This window comes from Rhodococcus sp. 1R11 (assembly GCF_004563845.1).
Lineage (GTDB): Bacteria > Actinomycetota > Actinomycetes > Mycobacteriales > Mycobacteriaceae > Rhodococcoides.
In genome coordinates this window covers 332948-350517 of sequence record NZ_SPNG01000003.1, presented here as the reverse complement: position 1 = coordinate 350517, position 17570 = coordinate 332948, and the positions used below count along the sequence as shown (strand labels likewise).

Genomic DNA, 17570 nt, shown 5'->3' with positions numbered 1-17570 from the left:
GACACCTGAGTCGGTCAGGCTGGCAGCAGCGAGAAAAGTCGACCCGAATAGGTTTGAAACAGAGAGCAACCCCTGCGTGACGGGGGTGACTTTTTCATGTCAAACTGTGGTGTGACGTTCGCGCTGGCCGAAGCAGGTTCCACAGTCGATACGGACACGGGAGAGTTGACGGTGCAGCCGTATTTCGCCCCGGTCTGTCGACTGGACAACGGCGCGCTCGCAGCAATCGAAGTCCAGCTTCGGGGCCCGGAAGACGGGCCACTGGCTTCCGCCGATGCACTCAAGCGCGCCGCTCGCGCCATGGACGCCAAGCGAGAACTCGACGTTCTCGCGTGGGGAGTGGCCCGGCTCGAAAGCGCCGTTCGACTGCCGATGCTGGTCTCGATGGACGTCGACTCGCTCGCGGCCATCGATGAAGCCACCGAAGAACAGTTGCGTCGCGACATCGTCGTCGTCACCGAGGCGGCTTTGGTGGACAGCCCGGCGCGCACCCTGGCCGCAATCGACAAAGCTCGGCGCGACGGAAAGGTGGTGGCCGTCGACGACGTCGGCCGCAGACCGCAGTCCATGACGTTGCTGCCGCTCATCGAACCCGACGTCATCATCCTGTCTCCTTCCATGGTCTCCACCAGGCCGGATCTGACCACTGCCCGTACTGCGCATGCGGTGTCGGCGCAGGTGGAGCGAACCGGCGCTGTGGTCGTGGCCAGCGGTGTCGACACCGCAGTGCACCGCAGCCGGGCACTCGGTCTCGGTGCCACCTACGGAGTGGGCGAGCTGTACCCGGCTGCGCAGACGACCGAGGAGTTGCCCGCCGACGCCGCGGAGATCATGCCGCCGTTCCCCACCTGGAGCACCCCCGCCACCGCGCTGGAGTCGCCGTACGCGATTGCCGCCGCAGGCAAGGTCGCGACGCGGAGCACCAAACGTCTGTTGGTGGCCATGAGTACGTCCCTGGAGATGCAGGCATCGGCGTCGGGGCCGGAAACATTGGTACTCGGCACCTTTCAGAGGGCCGAGCATTTCACCCCGACAAGCCGCGCGCGGTGGGTGTCGATGGCTGAGCAGATCTCGTACGCCGGCGTCTACGGGGTCGGGATGGGTTACGTGCAAGAGGGCGGCATCGTGCACGCACCGCTCGACCCGACGGACTCGCTCGTCGAGGAGTGGAACGTGGTGGTTCTCGGGCCGCATTTCTGCGGAGTGCTCGCCGCCATCGACCTACACCGGGGCGAAGCAGATGCGGATCGGGAATTCGATTACGTGATGTCGTACGACCGCGCCACCGTAGTCCGTTGCGCCCGTGCAATTCTCGCGCGCTTCTGAACCGTCGAGCCAGTGGTGTGCCGTAGAAGATGTTTCGCGCAGCTACAGCAGGGCATACGGCACAACAGGTGATGAAGTAGTCCGGACTGCCACATTGCTCAGACCCCGTACGTTGAAAACACAGCGTGCGGGGTCGACTTGTCAGGGCAGGTGGGACATCTCGTCCACGAACTCCCGAGCGATGTCGTGTACTTTGCGATTGGCACGTTGCGACCTGTCGACCAGCAGAGCGAACGCCTCGTCGGCACCGATGTGGTGAACCGCCATCAGGATTCCCTTTGCCTGTTCGATCGGCGCGCGACGCGCCAGCGTCCTGTAGATCGAGCGGGCCCTCGATCCTCGTCACGTGCGCTGTGCTCATGCTTTTATTGTCGCGCACATCGCGTCTGTGCAGGTCAGAGACGGAACGACACGCGTAATTTGTAGCAGACCGTGCTGCAGCCGTTACCGGTGGCATAGCGTTCCGTTACCGCCTCGTTATCAGGCCGCAGGGTTGGCCAGAGGTCGACCGATCAGAAGTTCGAGCGTCCGGTAGGCATCGGTGCGTCGACCGTTGCTGGCGTTGTCGTGATACGCCGCCCCCGCGACGACCACGCCGACCGGAATTCGACCCGACTCGATATCGCGAGCCGTCTGCTCGGCGCAGTTCCGCAACACCGGGCAGTCGGCGCACAGCCGCCATGCCTTCTCTGCGCGTTTGCGTCCGTGCCGAGGAAGTTGTTGCGAGTCGTAGGCATCCATGTCTTCGATGCACGCACCCTTGAGGCGCCAGACCTGGTCATCCGTCATCGTCGTGATCCGTTTCGCGTCGTGCCGATCGTTCCACAACGCTTATTCCCCATCCCTGAAGACTCGAAACAACCAAATGCCTTGCGCCGTCACAGGCCCGCAGTTCAGCCCCGCAGTTCTGGCCCGCCGCTCAGGCAGGACGACGAGCAGCAGACCGAGATACGACGGCCGCCGCCGCGATGGTCACCAGTGCGCCGAGCACGATGGCGGGGCCTTCACCGGGAGCCAGAACGCCGGTCTGCTCCCCGAGAGTCACGGCCGAAACCGGTACGCCGAGTTGGGCGGCCGCGAGTATCCCGAGTCCGACGGGCTGGCCTGTCGCGCGCATCGCACCGTGCACCACGATTGCACCCAGACCCAACACCAGCCCCAGCACGATCATGCTCGGGTGGCTACCCAGTGCACGCAGGTCGAGTGATGCGCCGAGCCAGACGAAATACAGCGGACCCAGGAAGCCTTCGGTGATGGCGAACAGTTGTTTCGTCAGACGTCGCGGTTCTCCGATTGCAGCGATGGCCAGTCCGAAGCCGAAGCCGGCCAGCATCACCGACGCGTGAGCGTGAACCGCGAGGGCCGCGAGGCCGAACAGCAGAACCAGGTTGAGGCGCAATTCGAGAGCGAACTTACGCTGGGCAGACACATGGTGTATTCGGCGGCGCAGTCCGGTGAGGTCGAAGTGTCGCAGGACGAAAAAGATCGAGGCGGCGGCAGCGATGACCGTGATGGATCCGAGCGCGGCCGGAACAGCGCGCGGTGGATCGATCACCAGGGGCAGAGCGACGATACAGACGGCGTCGGCGATCGCGATCTGTGGCAGGAAGGACATCAGCCCGGGTGTAGCCGTCCTGCGGGATTCGACTATCGGCATGATGACCGCGGCCGAGGACGATGCCATCAACACCGCGTAGAGACCGGGGTGCGGTGGATCGAACGCAGTGGAGACGGCCCAGCCGAGCGCGGTAGCCAGCAGCCCGACGGCCACAGCTCGCGCAGCGCCCACCCGAAGGCCGACCCGCAGTCGTGGATCTCGAATCGGTACCTGGCTGCCCGCCACGAACATCACGAGCGCAAACCCGACCTGCGCCAGAAAGCTCAGTGTCTGCTCACTCGGATCGATGACGCCGAAGCCTGTGTGGCCGATTGCAATTCCAGCTACGAGTTCTCCGATGACGACCGGTATCCGAAGCCCACGCGGAAGCGCCAGAAGTGGGCCGAACAAACCCACCGCGGCACACAGGGCGAGCGTCTCGAATGTCATACGACCCCGCCGACGTCAGGCAGAGTTCAGCGTCGGGTGCATGTTCGGCGGCAGCGCCGACGCAACGAGATCACGAGGGTGCAGCACGCCTTGCTCGGTCATCATCGCCTGGATTCGACAATGGACCACATGCAGTTGCGCCGCCAGAGGGCTGCGCATGAGTGCGCGCTCGTAGTCGATGCGGGCGGACCGATATTCGGTGTCGAGATCGCTCATGTCATTCTCTCCTCGAACGGGGCGATGGGCACAGCACGCGTCGGAGTCCTGTTGTCGAGGCGCGTGCTCGACGGCACTACCGCGAGGGGTGGTTTCGCGCCCGCAGGAAGTCTTTCCAGTCGCTGTCCCAGCGCCGCATGCGAACTCGATCACCGGCCACGGTGGTGAGATAGACCAGGAATCCGACCAAGACCGTGCCGAGAACCCACACGAACATCGCCGTGGACGCCCCGTTGATGACGGCACCGACCTCGCTGACGGGCGCATGCACGAGGGTTCCGTTCCCGTTGCACCAGATCGAAGTGGTCTCACCGATCTGCACGTCCGCAGGAACCTCGGTCGATTCCGAGCGAATGGACCCGTCCGGTGCCCTCCACTGCACTGTCGCGATGCCGTTGGCGAGCGTGGTGCTGTCGCTGCCGGTAGACGTGGACTGCACGGTGTCGATTACTCGGGCGTCGACCCGAACGTACTCTGCCCGTTGCTGTTCCGACCGCGACGACAAATCGCTGTAGTTCACCGAGCCGATCGTCGCGGCGACGGGTATCAGTAACAGAAGGACAACGACACCGACGACGAAGACCGTTCGTTCGATCCTGTCGGGCGGTCGCGTCAGCGGATTGGACGACCAAGGACTTCGTCGCCACCATCGGCGCGCAAGTTCTGAGAGCATGCCGTCACCTACCCCTCACCACCGTGTGTTCGGCGTCGATTGCAAGTCTGCGCCTCCGTGCACAGGTAAGGAAGGGCACAAGGTCCCGATACACCGCGGGCGGTGGCCCGTGGACTCCCTCGTGGTGCTCGGCCGTGGCGGAGTCGCGAAGCGGAGAGAAGTCCTCGGGGCGGCGGACCTTGTGCCCTAGTTCCCGAGGGGTTCGGCAGCCACGCTGAACCCATGATGTCCACAACACGAGCGCTCACCACGCAGGAACGGCGACGGCCGTGGCTGGGCGCTGTGTGCGCCGGAATTTCCATCAACGCTTTCGGTGGCGCGCTCGGTTTGGCCTCGGGTGCGATCGATCTGAGCGCCGAGGCGCACGCACGTCTGCCGCTGTCGAACACGGCGCTCGCCGGTCTGGCGTTGGTTCTGGTCGTCGGAGTGCCCATGGGACTGGCGGCGGCGTCGGCTCTGGCGGGTGGCGGCAAGACCGGCCCCATCGCCCACATGGCGGGCGTACTGCTCGCTGCCTGGATCGTGGTCCAACCGCTTGTGATCGGCGAAACAAGTTGGCTGCAGGGCATGTTCGGCGTACTGGGAGTTCTCGTCGCCCTCCGAGGCTGGCGGATAACGGTGCACACGAATCGCCTCGTTGGTCACGTCGCATGAGGATCCTGGTCTCGACCGCCGGGCGGCACGGAGCGACGGACTCGCTCGGGCAGGAGATGGCCCGCGTGTTCCGGCACGCGGGAGCCGATGTCGACATCTGCGCTCCGGATTCCGTCGTCGACATCAGTGACTACGACGCCCTGGTCATCGGAAGTGCCGTCTACTCCGATCGGTGGGTCCCCACCGCCAAACGCCTCGTCGAGCGGGTCTCCAGGTCTGCGCACCCACCCGTGTGGCTGTTCTCCTGCGGGCCATTGCATTCGAGCGACCGACCGGTCAACGACACCGCCGACGCCGCACGCGCAGTGTCGATGTTGGATGCATCCTCGCATCGAACATTTCCCGGTCGGCTCGACGCGGAACGGCTCTCGGTGGGCGAACGTCAGATCTTCGACAACTCCGGCGCGGTTGCCGGAGACTTCCGAGACTGGGTTCGTGTGTGCAACTGGGCCCGAGAGATCCTTGCCTGTCTCACGGCTGGGACACCGGGCTCATGACCTTCGTGGACGTGCCTGCACCGTCACGCTGAGGGGACGGGCAGACGTGCTCGTGAATCTCTGCCGCCAACTGTGCCACCGATTCGGTCAACACGGTATTCGCCTCGATCATGTCCTGCAGCAGGGCCGTGTTCGAAAGTGTATGTACGGCAACCTCACTGCTCACCGAATCCGCGCGTTTGGCCGAGATCAGCAGAATCGCACCCTGCAGTCCCGCGATCATCGACAGGAACAAGTTGAGCAGGATGAACGGGTACGGATCGAATCCGTCGTTCTGGTTGTACGCGGCCCACAGCGCCATCACGCCCAGGAACAGGAAGACGAACGGCCAGGAGCCCATTCCGTTTCGGACGTAGTCCGCCGCACGCTCACCGGTGGTCAGTGCATCACCGGTTCGGACGCCCGGGTGTCTTCTCCACAGGTTCATCGCTCGCAGGTCGCCGAATCGGAGTGTGCAGAATTGTCCATGGTGCCGAGTGTGGGCCCTGATCGTCGGAGCCACCAGGGACGAAAGACCCTCACTCCGATGCCTTTTGCTTTCCCACCTGCAATCTCAGGGAACGTCCCGACCGGGCGATGACTTCCGGCCCTACGTGCCGGCTGCCGCAGCGCCGATCATCGACGGTGTGCATTGCTCGATGGCCGAGAAGGGCACGGATTTCGAAAGTTGGAGGAAATTCACCATGAAAGCAGCTGTTGTCACCGAGTTCGGCGGGCCCTTGGTCGTCAAGGACATCCCGATACCGCAGCCCGCGCCCGAGCAGGTGCTGGTCAAGATGGAGACCTGCGGTGTGTGCCATACCGATATCCATGCTGCGCAGGGAGATTGGCCGGCCAAGCCGACCTTGCCCTTCGTCCCCGGGCACGAGGGAATTGGAGTGATCGAGGCAGTCGGCTCGCAGGTGTCGAAGGACCGGATCGGTGAACGGGTTGCCATCGCGTGGCTCGGCTCGGCGTGCGGCGAATGCGATCACTGTGTTTCGGGTTGGGAGACGCTGTGCGAGACACAACAGAACAGCGGCTACTCGATCGACGGTGCCTACGCCGAATACGCTGTCGCACATGCGAAATATGTCGTCCGTGTTCCTGACGGAATCTCCTCGTTCGACGCTGCCCCACTGACCTGTGCCGGCGTGACCACGTACAAGGCCGTCAAGGTCGGTGGCGTCACCCCGGCGCAGCGCGTGGCCATCTTCGGTGTCGGCGGGCTCGGTCATATGGCGGTGCAGTACGGCAAGATCGCCGGCGGATTCGTCACCGCTGTCGACATCGAGGACGAGAAACTCGACCTCGCAAAAGAACTCGGCGCAGACCACACCGTCAACTCGGCGACGACCGATCCGGTCGAGGCTATTCAGGCGCTCGGTGGAGCCGACGTCGCGATCGTCCTGGCCGTCATCCCCAGTGTGTTCGATCAGGCCTTCCGGTCGCTGCGCCGCGGTGGACGGCTGGTGTGCGTGTCGATGCCTGCGCACGGTGTGTTCCCGGTCCCGATCTTCGAGACGGTGGTCGGCGGCATCTCGGTACTCGGCTCGATCGTCGGCACCAGGAAAGATCTGCGTGAGGTGTTCGCACTGCACGAGGCCGGACGAACGACGGTATCGGCGGTGTCGCGCAAACTCGACGAGGTCAACGACTGCTTCGACGACCTGATGGCCGGACGCGTCACCGCTCGTCAGGTTTTCGAGTTCTGATCGGGGCTCTCGGGTCGCGATGACTGTTCCCCTTCGGTTCGATCCGCCGTAGGGTTGCTCGAGGGCAGACACGCGCTGGACCAGCGCGTGTGCCCACAAGGAATCGAGCAATGATGAATGCAGCGATTCAGGTGCAGAATGCGCGCGCGCTGGACAGTGTCGTACTGCTGACCGAGCAGCTCGAGAAGGCGTTGGGTAAACGCGCTGTGATCGATCAGGCCATCGGCATACTGATCAGTAGAACCGGGTGCAGCGACGCGGAAGGGTACGACACACTGCGGTCCATCGGTCGGACCGAGCACAAGAAGACCGCTCTGGTCGCTCGAGCGATGGTGGCCGAAACGCGCAATACTGCACGCTCGCGTCACCGGCACACCTGGATCGGGTGAGCACAAGCGCGTAGCGTCGAGGTTGCGGTTGAATCCGAGGCTGGGAGTCCGACTCGGGCCTCATACTCGAACCGGACGGTGGATGGCCACCGTGGCAGGACCTGAAAGAACCGAACAGGCGGTCGGGCCGCCCGGGGATCCTCGATGACACTGCAGGCTCGTCTGCTCGCCGATCTGGCGCGCTTGACCACAGCACTCGACAGCTCCACGGTCGACCTCGCACAACTTGTCGACCGGTTGTTGTCCGACATCGACGCGGCCGTAGCGGCCGTGGTCTCGATAACCCTCACCGTGATCGTCGACGGCGAGTACTTCGAGGTGTCGGCGTCGACGGGTGGCAGCGCCGACCGCATGCCCGCGTCGTCGCTCAGAATCACCCTCGCTGACCCACACCGCACCGGTACTCAGAAGCACCTGCTCATTCTGTCCGGCACCGCGGGCGCTCTCACGGACTTCGCCGCCGACGTGAGCCGGTCGCTCGGGCTCGGTGTCGACTCGGCTGTTCTGGACAGACACCTGCGCGGTGCCGGTGAGTCGGGATCGACCGAGTGCGGGTCCCATGCACTCGCTTCGGTGAGCGAGGTGAATCAGGCTATCGGCGTGCTCATCGCGGGCGGGCGCAGCGCGGTGGAAGGCCGGGCCGAACTGCATCGGTTGGCCGCGCAATCAGGAACGCCGACAGCGGAAGTGGCGCGGCGGACCCTGCGTGATGCCCGCGGATGGTTTCCTCCGCAGGCACCCTGACCGGCGGTGTCGCCGTCATCGGGGGCTCGAGGTCTGGGCGACCACGGCTGCGCAGATGGCACCGGCCCACTCGTCGACCTCCGCCCGTGATCTGTCGTCCCCGTCGTCGGCGTTGATCATCTTCACCACTGCGCGCTCGAATCTCGACAACATCGATCGGTCCAGCTTGCCGCCGAACACCTTGTGCTCGATCGCCCAGGACGCCTCGTTCCATTTCGACCTCGTCGCTGCGGGTGTATCACTCCCGATCGGCCCGCTGGAGAACAACCACACCGGCCTGGTCTCGAGCTCGGATTGCTCGCGGGCAACCAGTGATCGGGCATCGCGGAGCCATCGGCCCATGTAGACGCCGCTTCCGAGTACGACGGCGTCGTACTCGGCGATGCTGTCTACTTCGGCGGCGTCACGGACATCGACCGTCGCCGGTACCGCGGAATTCGCCAGCCTCGCCGAAATCGACGAACCCAGCCACTGCCCGAGTTCACGGGTGGAACCATGACGGCTTGCCGTCGCGATCAGGATGCGCATGATGCCTCTGCTTTCTTTTTCTGGGCTCGGCGTTCGGCCGGTAATGGACCGGTGCTGCAACGAGATTCACGGAGTAGTGTTTCGCGCGAACAGAGGCGGTGTTGTCCGGTCGGGGCCTGTCATGGGATGGCCCGGTGGGTGACAGCGGCGAGGCGACCAGGCGACGGCACGACGGTGACCGGGCAGTGCGCTCGCGTCAGCACCGACCGGCTGGTCGAGCCGAGCATCATCTCCGCGTAGCCGCCGCGTCCGTGACTACCGATCACGACCAGCTGAGCACCTTGAGCGTGATCGAGAAGTGCCTGCACCGGTTTGTCCTTGACCACCACGGACCGCACCGACACCCTCGGATGGAGTCGAGTGTGCGGCTCGAGCAGCCGCGCCAAGTGATCTGCAGCCGCGCGTCGATTGTCCGGCCACTCCAGTCCTCGAATCGGGAAGCCGATCGACAGGTCATCGTCCGACCAGGAGTGCACCGCAGTCAGTGGTGCCGATCGAACATCCGCTTCCTCGAACGCCAACGTCATTGCCGCAGCGCTCGCCTTGGTGCCGTCCACGCCCACGACCACCGGTTGGATCGCGTGGTCGAGACCGTCGTCTGTCCAGCCACGGACCACCGTGACGGGGCATCGAGCATGAGTGGTGACGGCGAACCCGATCGAGCCGAGCGACCGCTGCTCGGTGCCACCGAGCCCACTCGTGGCAATGACCACCATGCGGGCCGTCTCCGACAGTTCGAGCAATGTGGACACCGCGGATGCTTCGGACGAGACGGTATCGACGGCGACCTTCGTGGTCCCGCGAGTCGCAGTCGCCCGGGCCTCGTTCAGAATTCTGTCGGTTTCCGATCTGGCCTGGTGCACCGCGGTGTCGGCAAGGACACCCAACCCCGTCAAGACCTTGGGCAGCGACGTCGCCGAGACGACGAGCAGATCGGACAGGTGCAATCGTGCGTCGAGAACGGCCCAACGCACCGCGTCCAGAGCCGAAGCCGAACCGTCGACCCCGACGATGGTCGGAAGTGGACCCATCGTTTGCCTCCTCGCTCGTGGTGTCGAAACATCCATCAGACGCCGCGCACCGCCTCGGGCGCGGCGGGACAACAACACCTGGACCGAGGACTTTGGTCCTCTCTTTCGGTGACGAAAGGTCGGACCACCGCCGCCCGTCCCCCGTAGGCTCACAAGTCGAGGCGTTCGACATGGACGCAGGTAGAGGGGTGTCGGCGTGGTCACGGTGTTCCTGGTGGACGATCACGAAATCGTGCGGCGCGGTCTGATCGACCTCATCGACTCCGATCCCGATCTCGAGGTCATCGGTGAGGCGGGCAGCTGCGCGCAGGCGCTGGCCCGAATTCCGGCTCTGCAGCCCGACGTCGCGGTACTCGACGTGCGGCTACCCGACGGCAACGGCATCGAACTGTGCCGTGAACTTCTCGATCGCCTGCCGAATCTCAAGACCATGATGCTGACCTCCTTCACCGAGGACCAGGCCATGCTCGACGCGATACTCGCGGGCGCGAGCGGCTACGTCGTCAAGGACATCACCGGCATGGAACTGACCCGAGCGATCAAGGACGTGGGTTCCGGCCGGTCGCTGCTCGACAACCGTGCGGCCGCGGCGTTGATGGACAAACTGCGAGCCGGGACGGCGTCATCGGGCCCTATCGATCACCTCACGCCCCAGGAGCGCACACTGCTGGATCTGCTGGGAGAGGGCCTGACCAACAGGCAGATTGCGGCCAGGATGTACCTGGCGGAGAAGACGGTGAAGAATTACGTGTCCCGGCTGCTCGCCAAGCTCGGGATGGAACGCCGCACTCAAGCTGCGGTGTATGCGTCGAAACTCGCCGACGGCGAAGCGACTGCCGGGCGGAAACCGGGGTCTCGGGATGGATGACCGGCACGAGGAGACCCGGTCTTCGTTACCGCAACTACGGCTCGGGGAGCTGCTGGCCGAGGTACAGGACCGTATCGGTCGGATCGCCGATGCGAGGATTCAAGCCGACGGTCTGCTCGACGCGATGCTCGTCATCACCTCGGGACTCGATCTGGAGGTGACGCTGCGCTCGATCGTGGAATCGGCCGTCAAGCTCGTCGACGCCCAGTACGGTGCGCTCGGCGTGCGCGGAGAAGGCCACGGCTTGAGTGCGTTCATCAACTACGGCATGGACGAGGACACCCGAGTGGCCATCGGCCCGCTCCCCACCGGCCGTGGGGTGCTGGGACTGCTGATCGACCAGCCGAAAGTGCTCCGGCTGGAAGATCTTTCGTCACACCCTGAATCAGTGGGGTTCCCGCCGAATCACCCTCCGATGAAAACCTTTCTGGGCGTGCCGATTCGGGTACGTGACGAAATTTTCGGCAATCTCTATCTCACCGAGAAGAAGGGCGGAAAGCAGTTCACCGAGGACGATGAAGTCGTCACCAAGGCGTTGGCGTCCGCGGCAGGCATTGCCATCGACAACTCGAGACTGTACGAGGACTCGCGGGTACGTCAGGCGTGGATGGAGGCAACGCGGGACATCGGCACCGAGCTCCTTTCCGGGACGGACATCGACGAAGTGTTGCAGATGGTGGCGCGTAAGTCGTTGCACCTGACCGGGTCCGATGCGGCGTTCATCGCGGTTCCCGAGGACGCAGACCAAGCCTTCGGGGATGTCACGCAACTCGTCGTCACGGTCAGCGAGGGGCTCGGGGCCGATCGAATGATCGGAGCAGTCGTTCCGATCGAGGGCTCGAGCTCGGGAATGGCCTTTCGGCGTCGAACAGCGTTGCGGAAGGAGCGACTCGACTACGGGGTCAAGGAACTGGGCTCTGCTTTCGGACCCGCAATGATTTCACCTTTCCGCGTGGCGGAGGGCGTCAGTGGCGTCCTGGTGGTACTTCGCACAGAGGGGCGGGGACCGTTCGTCGAGACCCAACTCGAACTGGTCTCGAACTTCGCCAACCAGGCCGCGCTGGTGATGCAGATCGCGGACGCCAGCCGGCGAATGCATCAACTCGAAGTGTTGTCGGACCGGGATCGCATTGCCCGTGACCTGCACGATCATGTGATTCAGAGGATCTTCGCTGCAGGATTGGCATTGCAGAGCACCTTGCAGCGCACCGAGTCCCCGGACCTACGGCAGCGCCTGTCCAGAACGATCGACGACCTGCAGGACACGGTGCAGGACATCAGGACGACGATTTTCGACTTGCAGAGCACATCCCACTCCGCAACGCGGTTGCGTCAACGTATCAACAGCGCGGTACTCGAACTCACCGAGAACGTCGATATCCGTGCCGTCGTGCGGATGTTCGGACCACTGTCGGTCATCGACACGAAACTCGCCGATCATGCCGTTGCCGTTGTCCGCGAGACGGTCAGCAACGTCGTTCATCACGCCCAGGGCGACACTGTGACCGTTACTCTCTCGGTCGGAGACGAGCTCGAAATCGTGGTGTCCGACAACGGAATCGGCATGCCTGACAACACCACCACCAGTGGGCTGTCCAATCTGGGGGCCAGAGCGGCCGAGTGCGGCGGAACCATGACCGTCTGCCCCGGCTCCTCCGGCCGCGGCACCGATGTGACGTGGGCGGTACCTCTTCCCTGACGGGTCCCTTGGTCACCTCTTTCGATGACCTCCGGCAGTTACCGCGAGTGGCGATGGGCTCGTAGCGTTTTCGGTGACGGTGCCGATCCTGCGTCGCACCACCGAGAGGAACCCGATGAACATCTCACACACCACCGGACCCGTTCTGGTCGGAATCGACGGATCGACGGCCGCGCTCGATGCAGTGCGCTTCGCCGTCCGTGAGGCGCGAGGCCGCGGAACGTCACTACGCCTGGTCCACGTGATCGAACCCCACCTGCAGCGCGAGACGGTATACGGGGCGCCCGACGTAGATGGTGATTATGCACGCACCGTCCTGGATCAGGCTGCGATCATAGCGAGGGCGATCGACCCGACCGTCATCGTGGAAGCTGTTGTTCTCCAGGGTGTCCCGGAAATAGTAATGCTGTCCGAAGCCGCATCCGCGTGCCTGATCGTACTGGGCACCACAACCGAGAATTTGCTCGCTGCATGGGTTCTCGGATCCATGGTGCGCACGGTGGTCGAATGCTCGCTGAACCCCGTCGCGATCGTGCACACCTTCGATTCCGAGCGCGATGGAGCAGTAGTCGCCGCTCTGGGCGACGCTCGGGTGTCGGGTTCGGATGTCGTGGTGGCACAGGCTTTTCAGGAAGCGGCGATGCGGGGTGTCAACGTGCTGGCCGTGCACACCCAGACGGTCTCGACCATTCTGGCCAGCGCCATCGGTGGTCCGGTCGATCACCTGCATCCGGAGTCGGCGATGGACGTCCGGTTGGAACCCTTCGGTGCGGACTACCCCTCGGTGCGAGTGGCGTCGGTCTACGCCGAGGCCGACTCGGGTTCGGAACTGATCGCGGTGTCCGATTCTGCACAGCTGCTCGTGCTGGGTCACGAACGTGATCGCGTGCCGGGAAGTACGTTGACGACAGTCTTGCGGCACGCCGAATGCCCCGTTCTCGTCGTCCCGCACGCATGAGTACCGTCGGCGCGAAAGCGATCGTCGTCGGTGTCGACGGCTCCAGTTCGTCACTCGACGCGGTCGGCTGGGCTGCACGTGCGGCAGAGCTGCGTTGCATACCGCTGAAGCTGGTGTCCGCATACCAAGTCAGAGCCCTGTACACCAGTTTCGTTGCGCTCCCGTCCCACATCGGCGCCGAGGAACATGCCGCCGCAGAGTCGATTCTGACGTCTGCGTCGCTGGTGGCGAGGCGATCGGTCGAGAATCCGAACGCACTGACGATCACGACAGAATCGATTGTCGGACCGACCATTCAGGCCATGCTCGACGAGTCCTCGGACGCCTCGATGATGGTCGTCGGCTCGCGCGGCAACGGCGAATACTTCGCCGAGCTGCTCGGCTCGGTGAGCACGGCGGTCGCCGTGCAGGCGCAGTGCCCGGTGGTCGTCGTGCCGGGAAGCGTCGAGTTGCATTCGGCACGAGGCTCGGTGGTCCTCGGAGTCGACGCGTCGGCGCACAACCAGGCGGCCGTCCGGTTGGCCTTCGAGGAAGCCTCGCTTGGGCGCACCGGACTGCTCGCTGTGCATGTATCGACCGATGAGCCGGTCTCGTCACCCGAGGCATCCGCAGCGGACAGGTCCGACGCGATCGTGTTCAACGGCCGAACCGTGCTGGCCGAGAGCCTGGCAGGGTGGAGCGAGCAGTATCCCGACGTGGCGGTGGAGCGCACAGTCCTGCGTGGCAACGTGGTCGAGAAGATACTCGAGGTGTCGTTGCGCGCGCAGGCTGTCGTCGTCGGATCGAGTGGACGCAGTGGCTTCAGTGGTTTGCTGCTCGGGTCCACCGTCCGGTCACTGGCGCACCGCGTCGACTGTCCGTTGATCGTCGCTCGCGGATAGCAACCGATCCTTCACGACCACCGCCATTCGCGAATCTCGGGTAGATCCTCGAAATGTTTCCGGATGTAGGCGTCGTGACGGATCAGTTGGTCCTGGCAGTGCTGCCGCAGTTGTTCGGCACCGGCCGGCGCAGTGTGTGCTCGGTCGAGTGCTTCGATTGCCAGGTGGTAGCGACTGATCTTGTTGAGCACCACCATGTCGAACGGTGTTGTCGTGGTGCCTTGTTCGATGAAGCCGCGGACGTGGAATCTCTGCGCGTTCGGGCGGCCGTGCAGCAGCTGGTGCACCGCCCGGGGGTAGCCGTGGAAAGCGAAGACGACATCGGCCGAGTCGGTGAACAGATCGGCGAACTGGCCCTCCGAGAACCCGTGTGGATGATCGGCGACGGGTAGTAGCGCCATCAGGTCGATGACGTTGACCACGCGCACCTGCAACTCGAGAGTCCAGTTACGCAGCAGGTCGGCTGCAGCGAGAGTCTCCTCGGTCGGAACGTCGCCGGCGCACGCCAGCACGATCTCGGGATCGCTCGGAGTATCGGTGTTCTCGGTACCGGCCCAGTCCCACCGCGAGGCACCGGCTGCTGCGTGTGCGCGAGCCTCGGTGAGCGTCAGATACTGGGGATGGCTCTGTTTGTCGACCACCAGCACGTTGACGTGTCCGCGGCTGCGGAAGCAGTGGTCGGCAACGGCGAGAAGAGTATTGGAGTCCGGTGGCAGCCAGACGCGCACCACATCGGGTGCCAGGGGAATCACCGCGTCGATCAGTCCGGGCCCCTGGTGACTGAACCCGTTGTGGTCGTTGCGCCAGCAGGTACTGGTGAGCAGCACGTTCAACGAAGCGACGGGTGCTCGCCAGGCCAGAGTGGCCGCATGCTGCAGCCACTTGGTGTGCTGGATCAGCATCGACACGCTCACCATCGCGAAAGCCTCGTAGCTGGCGAACAATCCGTGTCGACCCGACAGCAGGTACGCCTCGAGCCAGCCCTCACACAGATGCTCACTGAGCACCTCCATGACGCGGCCGTCGGCGGCCAAATTGTCGTCGAACTCGGTGGTCGGCAGCTGCCAGCACCTGTCGGTCGCCTCGAACACTGCCTGGAGCCGGTTGCTGGCAGTCTCGTCGGGGCAGAACAGGCGGAAATTGCCACCGCCGTCGGGTCGGGCGTTGTCGAGGTAGATATCCCGCATCATCTCCCCGAGTACCGTGGTCGTCTCGTGTGAGACGCGTCCCGGGGAGTCGATGGTCAGGGCGTAGTTCTCGAGCTCACGGATGACCAAGGGCTGCAACAGCACACCGCCGTTGGCGTAGGGAGTGGCCCCGAGCCTTTTATCGCCCGTCGGAGTGAGTTCACGGATGTGCTCAGCAGGTACGCCGTTGTCGTCGAAGAGTGATCCGGGATCGTAGGAGAGCAACCACTGCTCGAGCTGCGCCAGATGCGACGGGTTCTCGCGGACGCCGGACAGCGGGACCTGGTGGGCCCAGTGCGTTCCCTCGATCAGCTTGCCGTCCACCTCGTGTGGTCCGGTCCAACCCTTCGGGGTGCGCAAGACGATTGCAGGCCATGCACTTCCGTGGTGCGACTCGCCGCCGCGGGCCGCACGCTGGATTCTCCGAATATCGTCGTGGGCGCGGGCGAGAGCGAACTGCAAGGCCGGCAACACCTCTCGCGGATCATCGCCCTCGACGAAGATCGGTGCCCAACCCTGACCGCCCAGATAGTCGGCAATCGCTTGATCGGTGCTGCGTCCGAGCACCGTCGGACCGGAGATCTTGGCGTCGTTGAGATGCAGAATGGGCAGCACTGCGCCGTCACGGACCGGGTTCAGAAACGCCGGGATCTTCCAGGAGCCCGACAGCGGAACGGTTTCGGCCTCCCCGTCACCGACGACACAGGCGACCACCAGATCGGGATTGTCGAACGCCGCGCCCGCGGCGTGGATCAGGGCATACCCCAGCTCGCCACCCTCGTGGATACTGCCGGGGGTCTGCACGCTCACATGGCTCGGAATGCCACCGGGAGTGGAGAATTGGCGACACAGTCGATGCACACCGTCGCTGTCGAGCGAGATGTCGGGATAGATTTCGCTGTACGTGCCTTCGAGATAGGTGTTCGCGACCAACGCCGGGCCACCATGACCGGGACCGGTGACATACAGCCAATCCGAACCGGTTCGGCAGATGAGGCGATTGAGCAGCGTGTAGATCATCGACAGACCGGGGCTGGTGCCCCAGTGCCCGAGCAGTCGGGGCTTGATGTGTTCCACCGTCAGTGGTTGCCGTAGCAATACATTGTCCTGCAGGTAGATCTGGGCGACCGTCAGGTAGTTCGCGGCAGCCCAGTAGCGCAGATCGGCGTCGAGTTCATCGGAGCTGTAGGTGGTTTCGGTGGTGGACGCGGTCATCGGTTCGTGGGTACGACAACGACGGGAACATCGACCGAATGCAGCACCGCGCGTGAGGTCGATCCGAGCAGCATCGAGGCGAAGCCGCCCCGGCCGCGGCTACCGACCACTATCAGCTGCGCGCTCTGGGAGGCGCGGACCAGTTCGCGAACGGGTCTGTCCTGAACCACTACCCGGCGGATGGTGACGTCGGGGTAGTCCTCCGACCATCCGGCCAGGCTCTCGGCAAGCGAAGTCTTCTCTGCAAGTTCGGAATCGGCCCACGGTCCTTCTTCGTCGCGCGTCAGGACACTCCCGAGTTCGAGGTCGCTCCACGCGTGTACGGCAACGAGGTCGACACCTCGCATCGACGCCTCGCGCAACGCGAATCCGATGGCCGGCTGGCTGTTGGACGTGCAATCCACACCCACGACCACCGGCCCGTCGCTGACCGTGTTCGACTTGATCACTGCAACAGGGCACTTGGCGTGTGACACGACGGCGGTACTGACCGACCCGACCAATCCACCGGTGAACTCACCGAGCCCCCTCGAACCGACGACGATCAAGGCAGGCGCGACGTCGAAGTGCGTCAGATTGCGTGCAGCCGAGCCATGTTCGAGACGAGTGTCGAGAATCAGCGAATTGCCTGCCGCGGTCTTGTGCGCAACGTCGACCGCAGCGGTCAGGACCCGCTTGGCCTCGACGTCCGGATCTGCGAACGCGCCGATCCGGAGGCTGATGGCATCGCCGTAGGTTCCCGGCGCGAACAGTGACGACGTGACCAACTCGAGCGGGGCGTGGCGTCGTATCGCCTCGCGCGTTGCCCAACGGACCGCGTCGAGCGATGTGGCAGATCCGTCGACTCCGACGACGACCCGACTCGATGCATTCATGTTGTATTCCCGTTCGTTGACTGTCGTGTTCAGGTACACCTCGAGCATGGCCGGTTCGCTGGAGCGCAGACAGAGTCGGAAGTCCCTC

Annotated in this window: 20 protein-coding genes; 10 read left to right on the top strand and 10 right to left on the bottom strand. The window is 64.3% G+C overall.

The window, feature by feature from the left end:
* The first annotated feature begins 96 nt into the window (after positions 1-96).
* Entirely contained in the window at positions 97-1326 is a 1230-nt protein-coding gene (locus E4P29_RS07505; RefSeq protein ID WP_167735409.1) for an EAL domain-containing protein, read from the top strand.
* A gap of 141 nt (positions 1327-1467) precedes the next feature.
* Here the strand turns inward: E4P29_RS07505 and E4P29_RS07500 are convergent, their stop codons facing one another.
* The 5 genes from E4P29_RS07500 to E4P29_RS07480 form a co-directional block, all read right to left on the bottom strand.
* On the bottom strand, positions 1468-1635 hold the full coding sequence (locus E4P29_RS07500; RefSeq protein ID WP_280634531.1) for an ANTAR domain-containing protein: 168 nt from the start codon (positions 1633-1635) through the stop codon (positions 1468-1470).
* A gap of 171 nt (positions 1636-1806) precedes the next feature.
* Positions 1807-2115 carry a WhiB family transcriptional regulator gene (locus E4P29_RS07495; protein ID WP_135043299.1) on the bottom strand — a complete coding sequence of 103 codons (309 nt, stop codon included), beginning with the start codon at positions 2113-2115 and terminating at the stop codon, positions 1807-1809.
* Between the two features lie 130 nt (positions 2116-2245).
* Positions 2246-3373: a cation:proton antiporter gene (locus E4P29_RS07490; protein ID WP_135043295.1), complete on the bottom strand. Its 1128-nt coding sequence runs from the start codon at positions 3371-3373 to the stop codon at positions 2246-2248.
* 15 nt (positions 3374-3388) lie between these two features.
* Positions 3389-3589 (bottom strand): hypothetical protein, encoded by a 201-nt coding sequence (locus E4P29_RS07485; protein ID WP_135043292.1) that lies wholly within the window; start codon positions 3587-3589, stop codon positions 3389-3391.
* 76 nt (positions 3590-3665) lie between these two features.
* Entirely contained in the window at positions 3666-4262 is a 597-nt protein-coding gene (locus E4P29_RS07480) for a hypothetical protein (RefSeq protein WP_135043289.1), read from the bottom strand.
* A 222-nt stretch (positions 4263-4484) separates the two neighbouring features.
* On the opposite strand from E4P29_RS07480, the gene E4P29_RS07475 reads away from it, so the two are divergent.
* A complete protein-coding gene (locus tag E4P29_RS07475; protein ID WP_135043287.1) occupies positions 4485-4916 on the top strand; it encodes a hypothetical protein in 432 nt (143 codons plus the stop codon).
* On the top strand, positions 4913-5413 hold the full coding sequence (locus tag E4P29_RS07470; protein ID WP_135043284.1) for a flavodoxin domain-containing protein: 501 nt from the start codon (positions 4913-4915) through the stop codon (positions 5411-5413). Before E4P29_RS07475 ends, E4P29_RS07470 begins: the two co-directional genes overlap by 4 nt.
* Here E4P29_RS07470 and E4P29_RS07465 read toward each other — a convergent pair.
* A complete protein-coding gene (locus tag E4P29_RS07465) occupies positions 5388-5840 on the bottom strand; it encodes a DUF1003 domain-containing protein (RefSeq protein WP_135043282.1) in 453 nt (150 codons plus the stop codon). The two genes, E4P29_RS07470 and E4P29_RS07465, sit on opposite strands and share 26 nt — an antisense overlap.
* A gap of 256 nt (positions 5841-6096) precedes the next feature.
* On the opposite strand from E4P29_RS07465, the gene adhP reads away from it, so the two are divergent.
* From adhP to E4P29_RS07450, 3 genes are all read left to right on the top strand, one after another.
* Positions 6097-7107, top strand: coding sequence for an alcohol dehydrogenase AdhP (gene adhP, locus E4P29_RS07460; protein WP_135043279.1), 1011 nt, complete (start codon positions 6097-6099; stop codon positions 7105-7107).
* Positions 7108-7217: 110 nt separating this feature from the next.
* Positions 7218-7496 (top strand): ANTAR domain-containing protein, encoded by a 279-nt coding sequence (locus tag E4P29_RS07455; RefSeq protein WP_135043276.1) that lies wholly within the window; start codon positions 7218-7220, stop codon positions 7494-7496.
* 144 nt (positions 7497-7640) lie between these two features.
* Positions 7641-8240, top strand: a complete 600-nt coding sequence (locus E4P29_RS07450) for a hypothetical protein (RefSeq protein ID WP_135043273.1) — start codon at positions 7641-7643, stop codon at positions 8238-8240.
* A 15-nt stretch (positions 8241-8255) separates the two neighbouring features.
* Here the strand turns inward: E4P29_RS07450 and E4P29_RS07445 are convergent, their stop codons facing one another.
* Both E4P29_RS07445 and E4P29_RS07440 read right to left on the bottom strand, forming a co-directional pair.
* Positions 8256-8768, bottom strand: a complete 513-nt coding sequence (locus tag E4P29_RS07445) for a flavodoxin domain-containing protein (RefSeq protein ID WP_135043270.1) — start codon at positions 8766-8768, stop codon at positions 8256-8258.
* Positions 8769-8887: 119 nt separating this feature from the next.
* Positions 8888-9799 carry a universal stress protein gene (locus E4P29_RS07440; RefSeq protein ID WP_167735408.1) on the bottom strand — a complete coding sequence of 304 codons (912 nt, stop codon included), beginning with the start codon at positions 9797-9799 and terminating at the stop codon, positions 8888-8890.
* 196 nt (positions 9800-9995) lie between these two features.
* Between E4P29_RS07440 and E4P29_RS07435 the strand changes: the two genes are divergently transcribed.
* From E4P29_RS07435 to E4P29_RS07420, 4 genes are all read left to right on the top strand, one after another.
* Positions 9996-10667: a response regulator transcription factor gene (locus E4P29_RS07435; protein WP_135043265.1), complete on the top strand. Its 672-nt coding sequence runs from the start codon at positions 9996-9998 to the stop codon at positions 10665-10667.
* Positions 10660-12366, top strand: a complete 1707-nt coding sequence (locus E4P29_RS07430) for a GAF domain-containing protein (RefSeq protein ID WP_135043262.1) — start codon at positions 10660-10662, stop codon at positions 12364-12366. The genes E4P29_RS07435 and E4P29_RS07430 overlap by 8 nt, the downstream gene beginning before the upstream one ends.
* A 115-nt stretch (positions 12367-12481) precedes the next feature.
* Positions 12482-13324 carry a universal stress protein gene (locus E4P29_RS07425; protein WP_135043259.1) on the top strand — a complete coding sequence of 281 codons (843 nt, stop codon included), beginning with the start codon at positions 12482-12484 and terminating at the stop codon, positions 13322-13324.
* Positions 13321-14205 carry a universal stress protein gene (locus E4P29_RS07420; RefSeq protein WP_167735407.1) on the top strand — a complete coding sequence of 295 codons (885 nt, stop codon included), beginning with the start codon at positions 13321-13323 and terminating at the stop codon, positions 14203-14205. The genes E4P29_RS07425 and E4P29_RS07420 overlap by 4 nt, the downstream gene beginning before the upstream one ends.
* Before the next feature lie 11 nt (positions 14206-14216).
* Here the strand turns inward: E4P29_RS07420 and E4P29_RS07415 are convergent, their stop codons facing one another.
* Together E4P29_RS07415 and E4P29_RS07410 are read right to left on the bottom strand one after the other, a co-directional pair.
* Positions 14217-16607 (bottom strand): phosphoketolase family protein, encoded by a 2391-nt coding sequence (locus E4P29_RS07415; RefSeq protein ID WP_135043254.1) that lies wholly within the window; start codon positions 16605-16607, stop codon positions 14217-14219.
* Positions 16604-17482, bottom strand: coding sequence for a universal stress protein (locus E4P29_RS07410; protein ID WP_048318084.1), 879 nt, complete (start codon positions 17480-17482; stop codon positions 16604-16606). Before E4P29_RS07410 ends, E4P29_RS07415 begins: the two co-directional genes overlap by 4 nt.
* Between the last annotated feature and the right edge of the window lie 88 nt (positions 17483-17570).